Source organism: Deinococcus sp. LM3 (genome assembly GCF_002017875.1).
In the GTDB taxonomy this organism is placed as follows: Bacteria; Deinococcota; Deinococci; order Deinococcales; family Deinococcaceae; genus Deinococcus.
The window spans coordinates 2,338,942-2,358,721 of record NZ_MUFV01000001.1 but is presented as its reverse complement, the minus strand read 5'-3'; the positions used below and the strand labels follow the sequence as shown (position 1 = coordinate 2,358,721).

At 71.3% G+C, this 19,780-nt stretch carries 13 protein-coding genes and 4 tRNA genes; 9 read left to right on the top strand and 8 right to left on the bottom strand.

Going from position 1 to position 19,780, the window contains the following annotated elements:
* The first annotated feature begins 14 nt into the window (after window positions 1-14).
* Complete coding sequence (locus tag BXU09_RS11065) at window positions 15-2,456, top strand: hypothetical protein (protein WP_078302520.1); 2,442 nt, start codon at window positions 15-17, stop codon at window positions 2,454-2,456.
* 181 nt (window positions 2,457-2,637) lie between these two features.
* Here BXU09_RS11065 and BXU09_RS11060 read toward each other — a convergent pair whose 3' ends face one another.
* Complete coding sequence (locus BXU09_RS11060; RefSeq protein ID WP_078302516.1) at window positions 2,638-3,648, bottom strand: hypothetical protein; 1,011 nt, start codon at window positions 3,646-3,648, stop codon at window positions 2,638-2,640.
* Between the two features lie 222 nt (window positions 3,649-3,870).
* Here BXU09_RS11060 and BXU09_RS11055 point away from each other — a divergent pair, with 222 nt between their 5' ends.
* Entirely contained in the window at window positions 3,871-6,111 is a 2,241-nt protein-coding gene (locus BXU09_RS11055) for a nuclease-related domain-containing DEAD/DEAH box helicase (protein ID WP_078302512.1), read from the top strand.
* Between the two features lie 29 nt (window positions 6,112-6,140).
* Here the strand turns inward: BXU09_RS11055 and BXU09_RS11050 are convergent, their stop codons facing one another.
* Window positions 6,141-6,380, bottom strand: a complete 240-nt coding sequence (locus BXU09_RS11050; protein ID WP_078302508.1) for a hypothetical protein — start codon at window positions 6,378-6,380, stop codon at window positions 6,141-6,143.
* 179 nt (window positions 6,381-6,559) lie between these two features.
* Between BXU09_RS11050 and BXU09_RS11045 the strand changes: the two genes are divergently transcribed.
* On the top strand, window positions 6,560-11,785 hold the full coding sequence (locus BXU09_RS11045) for an AAA domain-containing protein (RefSeq protein WP_078302504.1): 5,226 nt from the start codon (window positions 6,560-6,562) through the stop codon (window positions 11,783-11,785).
* 371 nt (window positions 11,786-12,156) lie between these two features.
* On the opposite strand, the gene BXU09_RS11040 is transcribed toward BXU09_RS11045, so the two are convergent.
* The 3 genes from BXU09_RS11040 to BXU09_RS11030 form a co-directional block, all read right to left on the bottom strand.
* Window positions 12,157-12,233 (bottom strand) — tRNA-Met (locus BXU09_RS11040).
* Window positions 12,234-12,268: 35 nt separating this feature from the next.
* Window positions 12,269-12,344: transfer RNA gene (locus BXU09_RS11035), tRNA-Ala, on the bottom strand.
* Between the two features lie 87 nt (window positions 12,345-12,431).
* Window positions 12,432-13,145 carry a TrmB family transcriptional regulator gene (locus BXU09_RS11030; protein ID WP_078302500.1) on the bottom strand — a complete coding sequence of 238 codons (714 nt, stop codon included), beginning with the start codon at window positions 13,143-13,145 and terminating at the stop codon, window positions 12,432-12,434.
* A 114-nt stretch (window positions 13,146-13,259) separates the two neighbouring features.
* Between BXU09_RS11030 and BXU09_RS11025 the strand changes: the two genes are divergently transcribed.
* On the top strand, window positions 13,260-13,469 hold the full coding sequence (locus BXU09_RS11025; RefSeq protein ID WP_144012080.1) for a hypothetical protein: 210 nt from the start codon (window positions 13,260-13,262) through the stop codon (window positions 13,467-13,469).
* A gap of 88 nt (window positions 13,470-13,557) precedes the next feature.
* Here BXU09_RS11025 and BXU09_RS11020 read toward each other — a convergent pair.
* Together BXU09_RS11020 and BXU09_RS11015 are read right to left on the bottom strand one after the other, a co-directional pair.
* Window positions 13,558-13,632 (bottom strand) — tRNA-Val (locus BXU09_RS11020).
* Between the two features lie 5 nt (window positions 13,633-13,637).
* Window positions 13,638-13,713, bottom strand: a tRNA-Ile gene (locus BXU09_RS11015).
* A 109-nt stretch (window positions 13,714-13,822) separates the two neighbouring features.
* On the opposite strand from BXU09_RS11015, the gene BXU09_RS11010 reads away from it, so the two are divergent.
* The 5 genes from BXU09_RS11010 (at window position 13,823) to BXU09_RS10990 (ending at window position 19,348) form a co-directional block, all read left to right on the top strand.
* The gene (locus BXU09_RS11010; protein WP_078304972.1) at window positions 13,823-15,214 is read left to right on the top strand and encodes a glycogen/starch synthase; all 1,392 of its coding nucleotides are present in this window, start codon (window positions 13,823-13,825) and stop codon (window positions 15,212-15,214) included.
* On the top strand, window positions 15,211-16,176 hold the full coding sequence (locus tag BXU09_RS11005; RefSeq protein ID WP_240501185.1) for a hypothetical protein: 966 nt from the start codon (window positions 15,211-15,213) through the stop codon (window positions 16,174-16,176). The genes BXU09_RS11010 and BXU09_RS11005 overlap by 4 nt, the downstream gene beginning before the upstream one ends.
* A gap of 61 nt (window positions 16,177-16,237) precedes the next feature.
* On the top strand, window positions 16,238-17,017 hold the full coding sequence (locus tag BXU09_RS11000; RefSeq protein WP_078302493.1) for an RNA methyltransferase: 780 nt from the start codon (window positions 16,238-16,240) through the stop codon (window positions 17,015-17,017).
* A 265-nt stretch (window positions 17,018-17,282) separates the two neighbouring features.
* Window positions 17,283-18,935: a GAF domain-containing sensor histidine kinase gene (locus tag BXU09_RS10995; protein WP_168174615.1), complete on the top strand. Its 1,653-nt coding sequence runs from the start codon at window positions 17,283-17,285 to the stop codon at window positions 18,933-18,935.
* Between the two features lie 152 nt (window positions 18,936-19,087).
* Window positions 19,088-19,348 carry a hypothetical protein gene (locus BXU09_RS10990; protein WP_078302483.1) on the top strand — a complete coding sequence of 87 codons (261 nt, stop codon included), beginning with the start codon at window positions 19,088-19,090 and terminating at the stop codon, window positions 19,346-19,348.
* Between the two features lie 17 nt (window positions 19,349-19,365).
* On the opposite strand, the gene apaG is transcribed toward BXU09_RS10990, so the two are convergent.
* The gene (gene apaG / locus BXU09_RS10985; protein WP_078304970.1) at window positions 19,366-19,770 is read right to left on the bottom strand and encodes a Co2+/Mg2+ efflux protein ApaG; all 405 of its coding nucleotides are present in this window, start codon (window positions 19,768-19,770) and stop codon (window positions 19,366-19,368) included.
* Window positions 19,771-19,780 lie beyond the last annotated feature (10 nt).

Below are 19,780 nucleotides of genomic sequence, written 5' to 3'. Positions count from 1 at the left end.
TTCAGGCGGGACGCGTGACGGCCGACCTGACAGCCGACCTGACGGCCCGCCTCCTGACCGGGCCCGGCACGCTGCACCCGGCGCTGACCGAGGAACTGGCCCTGGCGCTCGGGCGCGTGCTGCGCGCCGCTCCGGGCACGAGTGCGCTGCTGAACGTCGCGCTGCCCGGCCCGGACGCCCGGCGGGTGCCGGCGCTGCTGCTCGGGCCGGGCGGCGCGGACCTGATCGACCTGGACGGTGACCGGCCCGGCACGCTCGCGCTGGCGGCGCGGCTGCGGGACCTGCTGCCCGGCGGCGCGGCCCTCACGGTCACGCTCGTCACGACCGGCGCCGACCGGGACGCCCCGCCGCTGCCGGACACACTGCCGCTGCCGGACATCACGCTGGTGCCGGGCGGCGACCCGGACGCCCTGGCCGGCGCGCTGCGCGCCCCGGTCCGGCAGGACGGGCCGGCGCGGCTGGACCCGGCCACCCTGATCGCGCGGCTGGACGTACGCCCGGCCCGGCTGTCGTTCCTGCGGGGCCGGGTCCTCAGCGCCCTGGACGGTCAGGGCGTGCCCGGCGTGCAGGTGTGGGCGCAGGCGGGTCAGAGCGAACTGCGCACCCGCACGGACGCGCAGGGCACCTACGCCCTGAGCACCGATCAGGGGTACGCGCTGGAGATCGGATTCGTGCCGCCGCCGCGGTACCGCGCACCCGAAACGCTGCGCCTGAACCCGCACGGCCCGTACCTGAGCGTGGAGGACACGCGCCTGCCGGAACGGACTTCCCGGCTGTCCGAGGATGACCTGCGCGCCTCCATGATGCAGGCCATGCAGACCCGCCTGGAAACGCTGCTGGCCCGCGACCCGCAGGCCTGGACCGACCCGGCCCGGCAGCTGGAAGCCGTGACCGAGGACCTGCGCGCCGGGCTGAGTCTGGCGGCGCAGGAGGTCGCGGCCCGCCAGCAGGAGCCCCTGCCGGTCGGGGCCGGGCTGGCTGTCCGGGTGCGGCACGCCGCCGACCAGCTGCTCCTGGCCGGGCAGGCCCGCGACCTGGGCCGCGACCTCGACGCCCTGAACACCCCTCCCGGCGCGCAGCAGCAGACGGCCGAGCACCAGGAGGCCGTGCAGCGGGCTATCGACACGCTCACGGGCGTGGCCGCCAGCCGCAGCAGCGAGCAGCGGCGGACCGCACCGCTGCCGGCCCGCACGGCGTCCCTGCATGCCCGGCTGCCCCTGCCGGTACCGGAAACGGCCCCGACCCTGTGGACCGCGCCGGACCTGCGCACAGGCACACCGCAACCGCTGGCCGCAGTCCCGACCGGCGACCCTGGTCCGCAGAAACCCGCCGGACTGGACACCGAATTCGGTCATGAGTTCAGCCTGGATACCGAGTTCGGTCTGGTCAGGGAGTTCAGCCCGGTCGCGGAGTTCGCCACGGTCGATGATCTGGCCACGGCCGAGAAGCTGGAGCCGGCCGGGGAGTTCGGGCCAGTCGAGGAGTTCGGGCCAGTCGAGGAATTCAGTCCGGTCGAGCCATTCCACCCGGAGGACGGTCCGGAACCGGACGACGGGGTCCTGCTGACCGGCCCGGCCGTCCCGCGCGGCCCGATCACCGAGGTGGTCATGGCGGACCCCCGGCCCGGCCCGGTCCCTCCTGCACCTGCCCCGGCCCCCGCTGTCCACACGGCGGGCGCGCCGGTCACGCCCGCTGCGACGCAGGTGAGGCCGGCGCGCCGCGCACTGCCCGTGCCCTGGATCGCCGGGGGCCTGCTGACCGTCGCCGCACTGACCGCTGCGGCCCTGACCCTGGGCGGCCGTGAAGCTCCCGCTCCGGCACAGACCGCCGCTGTCCCCGCGCAGGTCGGATCGGCGGCGACCGTCCCGGACGAGACGCCGACGGTTCCCGTGGCGGCGCGCCCGGCTCCGCGTGTCGCGGCCACGGTGACGCCCCGGCCGATCCCGGCCCCCGCCGCGCCCCGCGTCACCGTGACCGTCACGCCCGCCTCCACTGCAGCCCAGGCGACGCAGCCCCAGGCAACCCAGCCCCAGGCGACGCAGGTCCGGGCAGCGCAGACCCAGGCAGCGCAGACCCAGGCAACGCAGACCCGGCCGGCCGGGGGCCGCCCCACGGGACCGACACAGCCGGTCAGGTCCACGTCCACAGCCGGCGGGGCTCCGGCCCGTGCCGCTGCGCCGGAGTCCGCCCCAGTTCCGACGGCACCCGCCACGCCGCCCACGGACACGGTCACGCCCGAGCCGGACCTGCCGTTCATCGAGCCGCCCCTCCCGGCTCCCAAAACACCCGGTGGTCCCGCACAGACCGACATGGGACCCGGCACGCCCACCAGCGACCCCGTCCCGCCGGCACCCACGCCGGAACCGGCGGAGACGCCCCCACCTGCCGCCGACCCGGCCAGCATCCCGGCCACTCCACCCGTCACCCCGGCCGCCCCGGACACCCCCGGCAACTGACCGGGCCAGCCGGGGCCAGCCGTATCATACGGATTCCGTCTGTTTCGCTGACAGATCGGAACACCACCGATCTGCCAGCTCCACGCCCGGAACCCGTTTTTCTCCTACTCGCTCTGCTGCGCAGCTCTACGAGTCCGCTCGGATTGAACGGGTTTTGCAACCCATTCAATCGGAGTCCGTATCAGGGGCGCACGGGCAGCGGTTCGTACACGCGTTTGCTGGTGCCGTTGCTGAAGTACACGGTGGCCGTCACGTTCAGGCTGGTGTACACGCGGTCGGCGCGGGCCCGGACGTTCAGCGGCAACGTGAAGATCAGCTGACTGCCACTCTGCCGCAGGGCGGTGTTGGTGCCGCCGGCCGGGGGCCAGACATCCGTGGCGTCCAGCGTGAGTTTGCCGCTGCGCGCCGCGTCACGGTATTCCAGTTCGTAGCGGAACTCGGCGCGTACAGGGCGCGCACCGTTCGGGACGGTGTCGATCACGAGGTCGCACAGGTGCGCCCGCCCGGCCGTCAGGCCCGTGCGCGTCACGCCGCTGCTGGCGTCCCGGCAGGTCGTGAAGTACCAGCGGGTGAATTTGGGAGCCTGCGCGCCGGGCGCGGGCGTGACCGTCACCGGGTTCGGCGTGGCGCTCCCCGCGCCCGGCCGCTGCGGCGCGCAGCCGTTCACCTTCGCCCAGGCGGTGCTCACGCCCGACGCGGGGAACGTGTACGTGAGGGCCTGCCCGCCGCTGGGCCGGTTGACCCGCACCACCAGACGTTTCCCGGCATTCAGGCCGTTCACGATGCGGCGCACCACCGCCCCGTTGAACCCGATGGCCGACCTGTCCACCGTTTCGTCGCCGTTCAACACCACCGACAGGTCACTGTCACTCAGGACGGTGGGCGGGTCGTCGCCCAGCCGGATGGTGACGGCCGGCTTGATGCCGGTGTCGGCGTCGTCCTGACTGGACAGTTCGAACTTGGAACTCATCCAGGCCCACAGTTCCTGACGGTCGTAGTTCGCGCAGCGCAGGATGAACCGCGTCTGGCCGGTCGTGTCGTTGATCTCCGGCAGCACCACGAAACCGGTATTCACGTCCGTGATCGGATCGCGCGACACCGAGTACGACGTGGTCGTACCGGGAATGCGCTCGACGGCGCCCGCACCCGGCAGGAGCAACAGCGACAGACACAGCAGGAAAGGAATCCGCATACCCCTGTTATGACCTGCCTCCCGGCCCGACTCAAGCGAACCTGCCGCAGCGCCGCCCGCCGTCCCCATCTGCAGCCAGCGGCCCGGCCGGGTTCGGTGATCAGACACGTGCCGTCCAGGTGGTCAGTACCTCACCCCCGCCAGGGGCAATTGTCGAATTTTTCTCGTGCTGATGGGCGTTTTACATCACGCGCGCCCCGTGGTTGGAGTAACGTCACCCGGATGTCAGAGTTCATTGTGACGGAGAGTGCCGGGGATCCGGGCGAGTACGGCGAGTTGCAGGTCATAGACGCCCTCAGAACAGCGCTGCGCAAACGGGACACCGTGGTGTTCTGGCGCTACCCCCTCAACACCCGCCAGGGCCAGCTGCGCGAACCCGACCTGCTGCTGCTCGACCCCGAGTGGGGCGTCGTGGTGATCGAGGTCAAGAACATTCCCATGAGTCAGGTGGAGAGCATCCAGGGGTTCGCGTGGCGGCTGCGCACCCCCTACTTCGGGAAGGACACCCTGGAACCGTACGATCAGGCCAAGCGGCAGGCGCGGGTGGTGATCGAACGCATCCGGGATCACGCGGCGCTCGGGCGCGTTCCGGTGCGGGCGCTGGTGTGCCTGCCCCGCGTGACCCGCGACGAGTGGACGGCAGGCGGGCAGAGTTTCCTGTTCAGCGACACGCCACTGGTCCTCGGGGATGAGCTGACGGCCGCTAAGTTCGAGCAGGCCATCGAGAAGACCCCCTGCGTCCGCTCGGGCGCGGCGCTGGATGACGAGACCTTCCGCACCCTGCTGTCCGCCTTCGGAACCGGCGGCAGCCTCCCGGCCCCGGTCGTGGCGGCTCCACCCGCACCGGCCCCCCGGACCGGCCTGCGCAAGATCGACATGCTCGCCAGGGCCGCGGAACAGCGCCGCGAGTTCGACCTTCAGCAGGAGAAGATCGCCAAGACCATCCCGCCGGGCGTGCAGCGCATCCGCGGCATCGCCGGGAGCGGCAAGACCGTGCTGCTGGCGCAGAAGGCCGCGAACATGCACCTGCGCCACCCGGAATGGGATATCGCGCTGGTGTTCTTCTGCCGGGCGCTGTACGAGCAGATGCAGATGCAGGTGGATCACTGGCTGCGGGTCCACAGCAACGGGCAGGTCCGGTACGTGGACGCCCGGCACCGCATCCGCATCCTGCACGCCTGGGGCAGCCGGGACCAGCCGGGCTTCTACCGCACCGTCGCCGAGCACCTGGGCCTGACCCCCATGAACGTGACGGACGTGAAAGCCGCCAACGGAGGCCGCAACACGTCACCCACGGGCGGGGTGGTCCTCAGCGCCCGCGAACTGCTGACCGAGGTGGACCGCCGGAGTCTGGACATGGAGATCTTCGACGCCGTGCTGATCGACGAGGGGCAGGACCTCGTGGATGACGATCCGGCCCTGCGGTACGAGGACCGTCAGTCCTTCTACTGGATGGCGTACCGTTCCCTGCGACCCGTTCAGGGTGAGGAGCCCCTGCTGGGAGAACCGACTGGGAAGCTGCCCGCCCGCCGCCTGATCTGGGCCTATGACGAGGCGCAGAGCCTGGACAGCCTGACCATCCCGACAGGCCGGGAGCTGTTCGGGGAGAAGCTCAGCCAGGTGCTGACTGGTGGCGTGTCGTACCGAGGAGGAATCCAGAAGAATGAGGTCATGCGGGTGTGTTACCGCACCCCAGGTCCGATCCTGGTCGCCGCGCACGCCCTGGGAATGGGGCTGATGCGTCCCGAAGGCATGGTTGCCGGCCTGACCGATAAGGAGAGCTGGGGCAAGATCGGATACACGGTAGAAGGTGATATGCGCTCACGCGGCCCGATCACTATCACGCGACCGCCAGAGAAATCCCCGAACCTGATCGCGCGTCTTGACCCGTCTCCCCTGATCGACTTCCACACCTACACCAGCCGGAACGAGGAACTGGCCGCGCTGACGCGGAACGTCCGGCACGCCCTGGAGGTGGAGGGCCTGGGCCTCGACCGGCAGCTGGTGATCTGCCTGGGCCGCTACCCTGACCGCACCATTGAGGCGGCGTTCGCGGCCCTGCGGCGCGAAGGGCTGGACGTGTACGTGGCGGGCAACCTGCGTGGCAACGTGCCTCCTACCCAGAACTGGCGGGAGAAGAACCCCAACGGGTTCCGCCTGCCGGGCCACCTGACGGTCACGAACGTCACGCGGGCCAAGGGGAACGAGGCGGACATGGTGCACATTGTCGGGCTGGACGAGGTGGCCGCCCAGGAGGGCAGCGTGACCATGCGTAATCAGCTGTTCGTGGCGCTGAGCCGCAGCCGTGGCTGGATTCACCTGAGCGGCACGGGCGTTCCCGCGTCCTTCCGGGAGGAGGTGGAGGCCGTCCTGCGCTCGGGCGAGTCGATCACCTTCACCATGAGCCGGGCCAAGCGAAACCTGACCGATCAGGACGACGAACCCGAGGTGGTGCTGGCGTAGGGTTCCGGCGTGGAGTCCCGGTCCGCTGTTCAGCCGTGACGCCCACCGGCGCCGCTACCGTCGGCCACCACACCCTGCATCCTGTCCCAGCGCTGCACGAGCCGTGCCCGGCCAGCCCAGAGGCGCCGGACGTTGCGTCTCGGCATCGCGGGGAACGCCTCGTACGCCTGCTCCAGCGTGGTCAGGCCCAGCAGCGGCAGGGAGGCCAGTTCGTTGTCGTCCTGGCAGAGGCGCATCAGGTGGGGGGTCGGGGCGTCCTGGATCTTCATGCGGCCACTGTAACGGTGTTCACGCGCGCACCCGGTCCAGGCCGCACGCCTGCGTGGCCGTGAGAATCTGGTCTGCACGGGCCGTGCGGACGTGGCAGACTCTGGTCATGGGCGGCTCCGGCCGCGACATTCTGCCTTCCCACCGCCGTTTTTCCTGATTTCACCCAGAGGACTCCTGCATGACGACTTCCCTGCAACTGGACCGCACGCAGCGGTTCTACAAGTACCTCAAAGAGTTCACGCTGCTGAAGTTCAAGCCGCAGCGCACGAACGAGGACGCCACGCTGGTCTGGCTGCACAGCCTCCCGAACGAGCCGGAGATCTTCAATCCCGTCTACGCGGAACCCGACCGGATCGGGGAGACGTGGCTGAGTATCCGCCGCCCGTCCCGTCAGCCTGTGCCCACGTTGCCGTCCCTCCTGACGGACTGGGTGACGGGCGATCTGCGCCGGGTGGACGCGGCACCTGTCATCCAGACGCAGCGGGTGGTGGGAGAGACCGTTCTGGATGACGATCTGCAACCGCAACTCATCCGCAGCACGCTGTTCCTGGACGAGCAACCGGAGGTGCTGGCCGCCTGGGAGGCGTTCGAGTCGCAGTGGCGCGCGTGGGCGACCGGGGAGCGCCGCGCGCTGAGTGTGCACGAGCGGTACGTGCAGCTGTTCGACCTGCATCAGCGACTTCAGGCGGAGGGGGAACGCTTCGAGCTGCGCCTGGGGTTCGGGGCGCTGCGCTGGCGGCCCGACGGGGAGTACGCGGTGGACCGTCACCTGATCACCGCGCAGGTGCACCTGCAGTTCGATCCCGCGCAGGGGGTGCTGTCGGTGGTGCCGTCCACGGACGGAGCGCGGGCCCTGCTGGAGCAGGACATGCTCGACCCGCAGCACCGCGTGCGGGCCGGTGACGCCGAGGCGATCCTGGCGGAGTATCAGGAGGACGTCTGGGACCCGGCGGGGGTTCCGGCGGCCCTGAACGCCTGGGCGAACTCCGCGTCCGGTGAGGGTGAGTTCATCCCGGACCTTCGGCCGCCGGGAGCGGCCACGGGGAACCCGGTGGTGCACTGGGCGCCCGCGCTGATCCTGCGCAGGCGCGGCGAGCGGACCCTGGCCGCCACGTACGACAGCGTGATCGAGCAGCTGGAGCAGGCCGGCGTGCCGGACGCCGCGCAGCGGTTCATGGGGGAGCATGACCTGGTGCCGCCCATGGAGAACCCGGCCGGTGGGCCGCGCACCGTCTACTTTCCGCTACCGTCGAACGACGCGCAGCGCAGCATCGTCGACCGGATCGGCCGGGCGCGGGGCGTGCTCGTGCAGGGGCCGCCCGGCACGGGCAAGTCGCACACGATCGTGAATCTCGTCAGTCACCTGCTCGCGACGAACCAGCGGGTGCTGGTCACGAGTCACACCGAACGCGCCCTGAAAGTGCTGCGCGACAAGTTCCCGCCGGAACTGGCGGCGCTGTGCGTGACGCACCTGCGCGGCGACAGCGACGCCCGCACCATGCTGGAAAGCTCTGTCGGGGAGATGATCCGCCGCAAGGAGCACCGTGACGCGGCGGCCGAGGCGCGGCAGGAGGAGGAACTCGGGAAGCGGCTCGAGCGGCTGCGCCAGCAGGAGAACGACCTGCTCGATCAACTGGAGGCGCTGCGGCTCAGCGAGACGGGCTCGCTGGACCTGCACGGGTACCGGGGCACGCCGCAGCAGATCGGCGAGCAGCTCCGGGCGCACGAACCCCGGTTCGAGTGGGTGCTGGAGTTCAACCCGAGCGGCGCGGAAGCCCCCCTGCCGGACGGGGACGCGGGACGTCTGCTCGAACGGTTGCGGGACGTGCGTGAAGAGGAGGCAAGGGGTCTGCGCCTGCGCCGCCCGGAACCCGGCCGCCTGCCGAGCCCCGAGGACTTCGTGCAGTTCGCGCGGGCCGAGCAGCAGGCGCAGGAGGTGGCCGCAGCGCGCAGCGAGGGCCGCGACGCGCCCGCGTTCACGCCGCTGACGGAAGCAGGCGCGGCGCGACGCGAGGCGCTGCTGCGCGCCCTGCAGGACCTTCAGTCGCAGGCCGGCACGGCCCGGCGCCGTCCGTCCACCTGGCTGCCCCGCGCCGTGGACGCGCTGCTCAAGGGGCAGTGGGCGCGCTGGCAGGACCTCGCGGCCCGCACGCAGGAGCTGCTGCCGGAACTTCAGAAGGAAGCCGAGTGGATGGAAGCCAACGTCATCGCCGGGCATGGCGGCCGCGCCCCGGAGCAGCTTGAGGCGGACGCGCGCGAGGTGATCAGGCACCTGCAGGCCGGCGGGAAGTGGACGGGCCTGTTCGGGAAGCCGGCCGCCGTGCGGGAACGGATGTACTTCAGGGACGCCCTGACTGTGGGTGGCCGCGCGGCCGACAACAGCGGCATCGTGCAGGACCTGCTGCGCCTGCTGCAACTGGAGAAGAAGTGGACGGGCCTCAAGGACCTCTGGGCGGCGCAGGGGATCAGTACGGACGGACCCCGCCGCCTGCAACTGGCGGAACTGGCCGAGCAACTGACGCTCCTGACCGGCCTGAGCAGCGTCCAGGCCGCACTTGATCGGGCGCGGCAGGCGCTGGGCGGCATTCCCGGCCTGGGTGAGCCGCAGTGGTGGAACGAGAACGAACTGAACGCGCTGGTGACCGCCCTGCGCGCTGCGGACGCAGAGCACGCGGCGCGGGTGAGCCGTGAGGCGCTCGAGCAGACCCTCCCCTACCTTGAGGGCCTGCGCGCGGCCGGGAACGTCCACTCCGTCGTGCAGGACCTCATCGGCAGCCTGGAGGGGCGCGACGCAGCGGCGTACGGGTCAGCGTACCTGCACCTGACCGACCTGGACCGGCGCGCCGCGGCCCTGCACGATCAGAGAGCGCTGCTGTCACGCCTGCAGCAGGGCGCGCCCCTGCTGGCGGCTGCCCTGCTGGACGACCTAGACTCGGCGGTGTGGGCGGACCGCCTCTCGAATCTGGAAGCTGCGTGGCGCTGGGCGCATGCGGACACCCAGCTCAGGGAGATCACCCGCCCCGAGGCGGAGCAGGACGTCCGGGCAGCGCTGCGGGACGTCCGGCAGCAGGAGCGCGAGACGCTCGGGCAGCTGGCGGCCGTCAAGGCGTGGCGGAACACCCTCGACCGGCTCACGCAGGGTCAGCAGGCGAACCTCGTGGCGTGGCAGCAGGCGGTGAAGAAGGTCGGGAAGGGCACCGGGAAGCACGCCGGGAAGTTCATGGCGGTCGCGCGGCAGTCCCTGACGCAGGCGCGCGACAGCATTCCCGCCTGGATCATGCCGCTGCACCTCGTCGCGGAGAGTTTCGCGCCGTCCAGGGGGATGTTCGACGTGGTCATCGTGGACGAGGCGTCGCAGTCCGGCCCGGAGGCGCTATTCCTGACGTACATCGCGAAGAAGCTCATCGTGGTCGGGGACGACAAGCAGATCTCCCCGGACGGGGTCGGCATCTCCGCCGAGCAGGTGGACACGCTCGTGCGGAAGTACCTGCATGACTTCCCGGCCACGCACGTGATCGGCACGCCGCAGTCGAGCCTGTACGACTTCACGAAGTACGCCTACCCTGGCGTGCTGGCGCTGCGTGAGCACTTCCGCTGCATGCCGGAGATCATCAAGTTCAGCAGCGACCTCTCGTACACCGAGCCGCTGATCGCGCTGCGGCAGTTCGGCGCGGACCGCCTGCAACCCCTGATCGCGCAGCACGTCCCGGACGGCATCACCACTGGCAAAGACAACAACGTCAACCCCGCCGAGGCGCGCGCGATCGTGGACCAGATCAGGGCGTGCGTCGCCAACCCCACGTACCGGGGCAAGACCATGGGCGTCATCAGCCTCCTGGGGGACAGGCAGGCCGAGCACATCAACGCCCTGCTCCAGCGGGAACTGAGCGAGGCGGAGATTGATGCGCGGCGGATCGTCTGCGGGAACGCGTACTCCTTCCAGGGGGACGAGCGTGACGTGATCTTCCTCAGCATGGTCGCCGCGCCCAGCGAGGGCCGCGCCAGGACCGTCGCGATGGACGACCGGATCTTCCAGCCGCGTTACAACGTCGCCGTCAGCCGCGCCCGCGACCAGCTGTGGCTGTTCCACAGCGTCACCCCGGACGACCTGGGGGCCGGGGACCTGCGCGCCGCCCTGATCCGGCACGTGCAGAACCCCGAACTGGCCGGGTGGCGTCCGCTCCCAAGGCAGGAGATCCTCGACCTGCGCGAACTCGCCGGCCGCACCGGGCGAGGCCAGACGCGCGCACCGGCCCCGTTCGACTCGTGGTTCGAGGTGGACGTGTACCTTCAACTGGTCGACCGTGGCTACCGCGTCATCCCGCAGTACGAACTGAACGGGTACCGCATCGACCTGGTCGTGGAGGGGCTGCGCGGCCGCCTCGCGGTCGAGTGCGACGGCGACCACTGGCACGGCCCGGAACGGTACCGCGCGGACCTCGCCCGGCAGCAGACGCTCGAACGGGCCGGCATGGAGTTCTGGCGGGTGCGTGGCAGCACCTTCACCCGCGACCCGGACGCCGCGCTCGCCGATCTCTGGACGACCCTGGACCGGCGCGGCGTGTACCCGGAAGGCGACCCCCGCAACTACGCCCCCTCCCCCGACCACACGCCCGACACACCCGCGCCCGAGGGGCAACCTGCCCCCGAGGTATCCCCGGAGGCCGCCCGACGCGCCGAGAGCGCCGCGCACGAACCCATCGAGCAGACCGCCAGCGAGGTGATCGACCCAGGCACCCCCGATACGGCGCCTGGGACCGCGACAGAGCCTGGGACCGTTGCAGAGAGTGGGGCCGTTGCAGAGACTGGCACCGCCACGGCCACTGTCCCTGACGCACCAGCCCCCAGCGCCACGCCGGGCAGCGTTCTTCTGGAGCCGTACACCGTCTGGGCCAGCCGCCCGCTCACCGATCCGCGCAGCGTGGACTCGTTCACGCCGGTCATCGAGGGGCTGCGGGAGATCATCGCCGCCGAGGGCCCGGTGCTGTGCCGCCGCGCGTACCAGCTGTACTGTCAGGCGGCTGGCGTCCGGTTCGGCGTCACCACCAAGAGCCTGCTGAACAAGGCCATGACCCGCGCCCTCAAGGACGGCACGCTGATCCTCTCCCGCGAAACCGGCCTTCCTGGGTACGTCGATCAGATCGTTCGCGTCAGCGGCGCCCCCCCGGTGCGCCTGCGAGAAGCCGGGCCGCGTAAACTCTCCGAGATTCCACCGTCGGAACTGCACGCCCTGATGCAGCATTTCACGCAGCGGGAACCCAGTCTGGCCGGAGGCAACCCGGAAGCACTCTTCCGGCTCGTGCTGGCGGCCTACGGTCAGCAGCGCCTCACCGAGAACGCCCGCACCGCCTTGCAGGTCGCCAGCAGCTACCGGCCAGACGCGTCACACCCGGCGCCCACCTGATACGGATTCCGTTTGTTTCGCCGACCATCCGGAACTTCACCGGATTGCCGACTCCACGTCCGGAACCCGTTTTGCTCCCACTCGCTTCGCTCGGATTGAATGGGCTGCAAAGCCCATTCAATCGGAGTCCGTATGACCGGCCGCCAGCCTTCAGAGACGTGGAGGGGCGAACAGCACGCCCCTCCTCCCTCGACGCGCTGATACGGCTTCCAGGTGGTTCGCTGACCACCCGGAAGCTCGCTGACCCGGCGGCGCCGCTCTGCGCGCCCCGACTGGTGGGTACTGGAGTAAACGATCACTGCTCGTTGAGCCGAGCACATGAGCTGCATACAAAACGAAGAATCCCCGTGCTGGACGGGGATTCCTGTGTTTGGTGGCGATGCCCGGACTTGAACCGGGGACCTAACGATTATGAGTCGTTCGCTCTAACCAGCTGAGCTACATCGCCTTGAAAAAACCCCGCCTGCGGGCGGGGGCGTTCCTTGGTGGAGCTGAGGGGATTCGAACCCCTGACCTTCTGAATGCCATTCAGACGCGCTCCCAACTGCGCCACAGCCCCGCTTTTTCCCTCTTGCCTCGTCGGAGGCTCAGATAGATTAACAGCGACTTCCCGACCTGTCAACTGCGGCGGGCCGGGGCGCTCCGGTCAGTCGGCTGGGGCAGCGGGGTCGGTGGCGGCGGTGGCCGGGGTGCGGGCGGCGGTGGTCTGCGCGGCGAGCTGCACGTACCCTTCGATCAGGTGAATGATGACCGGGTTGTGCGTGTGCACGCCGTGGGCCTCTCCGCTGCCGCCCTCGTCGATGAAGTGGGCGATCAGGGCGGCCTCGCCGTCTCGGGCGAGCAGGAAGGCGCGCTGGCCGTGCGCGGCGACGCTGGGCAGGTCGGTCAGGGGGGTGCGGTGCAGCTCGACGCCGCGGGGGGTGAGGCGTTCGAGCCGGTCGGCGAAGCTGGCCTCGCCGGCCATGTACAGGCTGCGGCGGGCGTTGAGGGTAAGGTCCTCGCAGAGACTGCGGATGGCGGCCTCGCCGTGCAGGTGGTACACGGCTTCCGGGGCGGGGTCGGGGGCGAGGCGGGACAGGTCGCGGTCGAGGGCGCCGAGGCGGTCGTCGAAGGAGCGGCGCGCGCGGGCCAGGTACTCGCGGGCGCTGAGGGGCGCGTATTCCAGGGGGTTCTGGCCGACCTTGGCGGCGAGGCCGCGACCCTCGAGGCGTTCGAGCGTCTCGTAGATCTTGGGCCGGGGAATACCGGCCTGCCGGGCCACGCGGGCGGGCACGGCTCGCCCGAGGGCCAGGAGGGCGGTGTAGGCACGGGCTTCGTATTCGGTCAGCCCGAGCGCTTGCAGGTGGATCACGGCGCTCATCGCTGCTCAGCATACGGGATGCGGGGGGCGGGGCAGGCGCATGCGGCGGGCAGATGAAGGCCGTGGCGGGCCGACGTTCATCTGCGCGGCCGGCAGCCGGGGGTAGCGTGGGGCATGACGATCAGCCGCTCGATGGGTCTGGACCCGATTCTGGAACGCTTGGGCCGTGAAGGGGCCAGCCTGCTGGAGGCCGAGGCCATGCGGGAAGTTCTGGCCGACCGGTTTAACGGGCAGTCCCTGGACAGCCTGAGTGAGGCCGAGTGGCTGGAGGCGCTGGGGCGCATGGAGGCGGTTAAGCAGACCGGGAATGCCGGCATGAAGTGACCCGGTGGGGGCGGCCGCGCCACTTCGCGCCAGCCGCCCCGCTCGGGGCATGAAAAAGCCCCGCCTGAGCGGGGTGTTTTTCTGTATCTGGTGGGCGGTATAGGATTTGAACCTACGACCCTTCGCGTGTGAAGCGAATGCTCTACCACTGAGCTAACCGCCCGTTTCTGGTGGGCCCTGCCGGATTTGAACCGGCAACCAATCGGTTATGAGCCGACTGCTCTGACCGTTGAGCTAAGAGCCCTCAGGCGCCTGTGCCGCGCCGGTCGTTCAGGCGAGGGGAAGTGTAGCAACGGGGGCGGGCGTTGTCAAACGCGGGCGCTTCGGGGGGCGCGGCGGGTACAGTGCTGGGTATGCAAGTCGTGCACGTGGCGTCCGAGGTGTTCCCGTTCTCGCGGTCCGGTGGTCTGGGTGATGTGCTGGGGGTGCTGCCCGCGGTGCAGGCCGGGCTGGGGGCAGAGGTGACGGTCGTCTCGCCGTGGTACGCGGACGTGCCGGGCGACGTGACGCTGGTCTGGCGTGGGGCGCTGCCGGGCGTGGCGGGTCAGCCGCCGCTGCCGGAGGTGCGGGTGGGTGAGGTGCGCCGGGCGGGGGTGCGTTTCGTGTTCGTGGGGCTGTCGTGCTTCGACCGGCCGGGGCTGTACCACCCGGACGACGTGTGGCGCTTCAGTCTGTTCGGGCGGGCCGTGCTGCCGGTCCTGGCGCAGCTGGGGGTGCGGCCGGACGTGCTGCACGGGCATGACTGGCAGGCGGGACTGGTGGTGGCGCACGCGCGCCTCTCGGGGGTGCGGTCGGTGTTCAGCGTGCATAACCTGCAGTACCAGGGCCGCTGGAACCTGATGGACGCCATGGGCTGGACGGGCCTGCCGGAGTGGGCGTTCACGCATGAGACGCTGGAATTTCACGGGGACGTGAACCTGATGAAGGCGGGGCTGGTGTTCTCGTCGCAGGTGACGACGGTCAGTCCCACGTACGCGCGTGAGATCACCACGCCCGAGTTCGGGGAGGGCCTGGAGGGCCTGATGCGGCACCTTCAGGGGGCGGGGCGGCTGAGCGGCATCCTGAACGGGCTGGATCAGGTGCGCTGGGATCCGGCGACCGACCCGGATGTGCCTCTGTTCACGGATCCGCGCGGGAAGGGGGCGGCGGTGGCGGCGGTGCGCTCAGAGTTCGGGCTGGACGGCGCGCCCATCCTGGCGAGTGTCAGCCGGCTGGCCGAGCAGAAGGGCATGGACCTGCTGATCGGGGCGCTGCCGCAGCTGGTGCAGGACTGGAACGTGGTGGTGCTGGGCGGCGGTGATCCGGCGCTGGAGGCGGCGCTGCGGGAGTGGGCGGCGCATCCGCGGGTGGTGTTCGCGCAGGGCATGAACGAGCCGCTCGCGCACCGCATCTACGCGGGCGCGGACGCGTTCGCGATGCCCAGCCGCTTCGAGCCGTGCGGGCTGTCGCAGATGATCGCCATGCGCTACGGGACGCTGCCGGTGGTGCGCGCGACGGGTGGGCTGGTGGATACCGTGCCGGCCGACGTGGGCTTCTCGTTCGCCGAGGCGTCGGTGGGGGGGCTGGTGGCGGCGTGCGGGGAGGCGCGCGCAGCGTTCGACGATCCGGCCGGGTGGCAGGAGCGGGCGGCGCGGGCGATGCGCTTGGAATTCAGCTGGGACGGCCCGGCGCGCGAGTACCTGGGGCTGTACGCGCGGGTGCTGAGCAGCGCCGCGCCGGCCGTGGCGGGACTGGTGGAGGCGTGAGCGCCGACGAACACGCCGCCGGACAGGACGCGCCGCAGGAGCAGGACGTGCTGACGCCCGACGCGCCGGAGTCGGTGCGGGCGGGGCCGGTCCGGGTGGGGCCGGTGCAGGTCGAGGCGCTGGGGCCCGAGCAGCTGGAACTGGTGCTGGCCGCGCTGTACGAGGCGCCGCGCGAGGCAGTCGCGTGGATGGCGCAGGCCTGCACGGACGCCTGGGTGGCGTTCGAACGGCACGAACCGCTCGGGCCGGACGGGACGCCTCAACCGGACGGGGGGCGCGAGGTGGTGCTGGGCGCGGTCGGCACGCGGCCCAGCCCGGCGCACGGGTCCGAGCTGCTGGGCGGCGTGCTGGGCGGACCGCGCCGCGCCGAGGCGGCGGCGGCCCTGGCGCGCGCCGCGTGGGAACGCGCGGGCCGCGTGTACGCCTTTGCCGAGGGGCACCTGTTTCCGCCCGAAGCGCTGATCGAGGCGGGATTCCGCGAGGTGGGCGCGTACCGCCGGCTGGAGGGCCGCGTGCCGTACCGCCACGTGGACGCCCCGGAAGGCGTGACGCTGCGTCCCCTGGCCGGGGTGAGCGTGCCGGCGCGGCTGGAGGCGCTCGCGGCGTTCGAGGACCGCGTGGGGCATCACGCGGCGGCGCCGGAAGCGGCCGAGGACGGCGCGGGCGGCTTCGACTCGCACCTGAGCGTCGTGGCGCTGGACGCGGAGGGCCGGGGCGTGGGCGTGTGCCGCGCCGCCGTCGAGGACGGGCTGGGCCGCATCGACGCGCCGGGCGTGACGGTCGCGTGGCGGCACACGAACCTGCGCGCGGCGCTGCTGAACGAAGTGAACGCGCGCCTGCGGGCGGCGGGGATCACGCGGGTCAGCGTGGATTCCTGGGGGGACACGCCGGAGGAACTCGCGCATGACCTGCGGCTGGGGCTGCACGTGGCGGACGAAACGCCGATCCTGGCCTTCCCCTGACCGGCGCGGCCCGGTTCCGGCTTACCGTCTGCGGGGGTCTGGGCGCGCTAACATCCCGGCTGTGAATCTGGCCGTTGTCCTTGTCTCCCCCAAAACCCCTGGAAATATCGGTTCGGCGGCGCGCGCCATGCTGAACATGGGGGCGCACGACCTGCGGCTGGTCGCGCCGCGCTGCGATCATCTGGATTCGCAGGCGGTGGCGATGGCCGTGCACGCCGCCGACCTGCTGCGCGGCGCGCGCGTCTACCCCACGCTGCGCGAGGCGCTGGCCGACCGGGACCTGAGCGTGGGAACCAGCGCCCGCATCCGCGCGGACCTGCCGGCGCCGCAGCATCCGGCGCAGGTGCGGCCCCTGGTGCGCGCCGCCGCCGCGCCCGCCCTGGTGTTCGGCCCGGAGGAGACGGGGCTGATCAACAGCGACCTGGAGCAGTGTCAGGTGACGGTGCGCGTCCCGACCGGGGATTACGCCAGCCTGAACCTCGCGCAGGCGGTGCTGCTGGTGTGCTACGAGTTCCTGCAGGGCGTGGACGAGCAGCCGGAACGGACCCGTAAGACCGCCACGCGCGACGAGATGGAATCCATGTACGGGCACCTGCGCGAGACCATGCAGCTGATCGGGTACACGGACGCCGTGCGCGCCCGGCACACGCTGCGGCTGTGGCGCGCGATGCTGGACCGGGGCCTGATGACCAGCGCCGAGACGCGCCTGTTCCGGGGCCTGCTGCGGCAGGTGCACTGGAAGGTCGGGGACGCCGCCGCGCGCGGCACCACCGAACCCCGCGCCACCGAATCCCGAGCAGAAGCCGACCCCGCGCCGGTGGACGCCGCACAGGACGGCTGACAGGAACTCCATCCGTTTCGCAGCGGTGCATGGGTCGCGGTGCGGCGCTGGCCGGCTGCTCTAGACTGCCGCCATGCCGGACGCTCCCGCGCCGCCCCGACCTGACCCGCCCCTGAACACCCCAGCCCGCCGGCCCCCCCACGCAGATCGCGGCGGCGGTGAGCCGGGCGGGTCGGAGTTGACCGCCGCGGAGCCGCTGTCCCCGGCGGCCCTGACCGGCGAGGTGGGCGGGGACCTGCCCGGCGCTTTCCGCCTGTCGGACCGTGTGAAGGTCGTGCGGAACGTGCTGCCGCCCCTGATCGTGCTGGTGGTGGGGGCGGTGGAGTTCCTGATCTCGCTGCTGCCGGCCAGCCAGGAGCTGTGGGCGCACCTGCTGTTCTACGGGCTGGTCGGGCCGGCCGTGACGTACTTCAGCGTCGAGTGGATCGCGGAAGGCACCCGCGCGCGTGAGCGGGCCGAGCGGGAACTGCGGGACCTGTACGGTCAGCTGCGGGCGTCGCACGCGCAGCTGGGGGCGGTGCAGGCCCTCATGCGGGACCTGACCGACGCGGCCGACATGAACGCCGTGCTGGACGTCGCGGCGCGCGGCGCGGTCCGCGTGACCGGCGCCACCCACGCGACCCTGACCGTGCCGGGCGGCCTGAGCGGCTCGGCGCGCGGTGAGACGCTGCTCTCGTCGCCCAGCGCGGCGCTGTACCCGCTGCGGGTGTCGATTCCGGGCGGTGGGGCGCTGGCGCTGCATTTCGACGCGCCGCCCAGCCCGGAATCCGAGTCGCTGGCGCAGGCGCTGGCCGCCGAGGTGGCGCGTGGCGTGGAAGCCGTGCGGCAGCGGACGCTGGACCTGATGACGCTGTACTCGGTGGATCAGAGCATCCGCGCCGAACGCAACATGCGCCGCCTGCTGTCCCGCGTGACCCGCACCATGGCCGACCGGGTGGGAGCCGAGGCGCGCGCCGTGTTCCTGACCGATCAGGACAGCGTGCTGCGCCTGGAGTACGCGCAGGACCGGCAGGGCGAGGCGCGCGGCGGTGGCGTGGCGCCGCCGTTCGCGCTGCGGGTCGCGCAGGCGGACGGGCCGCTCATCACGACGGCTGCCGACGCCGGCGAGGTCTTCCCGGACGCGCGCAGCGTGCTGGGCATCCCCATGCGGGACGACGAGGGACTGGTGGGCGTGCTGATGCTGGGCGACGCCCGCCCGAACGCCTTCGACGACGCGCGGGTGTCTCTGCTGGCGCTGATGGCCGGGCAGGCGACGCTGGCCGTCCGGAACGCCCGCGCGTACCTGTACTCGGAGGAACTGGCGATCAGTGACGAGCGCGCCCGCATCGCCCGCGAGATTCACGACGGGGTGGCGCAGTCCCTGGCGTTCGCGGCCCTGAAGCTGGACGTGGTGGCCCGGCAGGTGCACAGCGACCCGGCCCGCGCCGAGAGCGAGGTGCGCGCCGCGACCACGCTGCTGCGCGAACAGATCCGCGAGGTGCGCCGCTCGATCTTCGCGCTGCGGCCCATCGACCTGGAACGCTACGGGCTGCTGGAAACCGTGCGGCGCTACGTGCTGGATTTCGGCGAGCAGAACAGCCTGCGGGCCACGCTGGACATCAGCGGCGACGTGCACCTCTCGCCCGGTGACGAGGCCGTGGTGTTCCGCATCCTGCAAGAAAGCCTGAACAACGTCGCCAAACACGCCCGCGCGCAGGAGGTCCGCGTGACCCTGCACGGCGGCGAGCGCGTGACGCTGCGCGTGCAGGACGACGGCGCGGGCTTCGATCCGGAGCAGGCCACGGGCCGGGTCAGCAGCGCCGGGGGGCTGGGCCTGCTGCAGATGCGCGAGCGGGTCGAGGCGCGCGGCGGCCTGTACCGCGTGCTGTCCAGCCCCGGCCACGGCACGCTGATCGAGGCCGAGATGCCGCAGGCCTGACCCGGACCCGGTTTCTCCCCTGCCCTGCCCGCGTCGAGGCCTCCTGCCCTCCCCCGGACCGGCGTCTGGACGATCCACCGGACGTCGTGAATCTCACACTGGCCGCCTCGCCTGTGACGTGCCGGACAGAGGGCCGGTGACAGGATGCGGTCATGAGTGAACGCAGTTACCCGGAAACGCGGTTCGAGGCGGACACCTGGGCCGTCATGGGTCTGGTCTCCCGCGAGGACGGCACGCCCGTGACCCTGGCGGACTACGAGGTGCTCTGGGAGGGGTTGATGCAGAGCTGCGAGGCGCAGGGACTGCGGTTTTCCGGGCGGGCCGTGCCGGTGGATTTCAACACCCTGACGCCGCAGGCCGTGGCTGAACTGCTCGACCCGCGCCAGCACGGCGTGGAAGACCTGCTGCGCTAGCGGCCCCGGCGTCCGGGTCAGTTCAGGGTGCGGCCCGGCAGGATCAGCGCGAACGTCGGGATGGGCACGCGGGCCTGCACGCCCCAGGCGTCCTGCATCAGGTAGTGGCCGCCCATGTGGCCGGGCGCGGCTTCCAGCGTCACGAACGAGTCGTACAGGAACGTGCCGCCGGGCGCCAGGACGGGCTGCTCGCCCACGACGCCCTCGCCGTCCACGTGGGTCACGCGGCCCGTGGCGTCCATGATGTCCCAGTGGCGGGCCAGCAGTTGCCAGGTATCGTCGCTGCGGTTCTCGATGTGAATCACGTACATGAACAGGTGCCGTTCCGGGGTGCTGTGATCCGCCATGTACTGCACGTTCACCTGAACGCGGATGTCCGGACCGGCGCCGTCCGGCCCGTCCGAGCGGATGGGGGAATTCATGCGGCCCAGC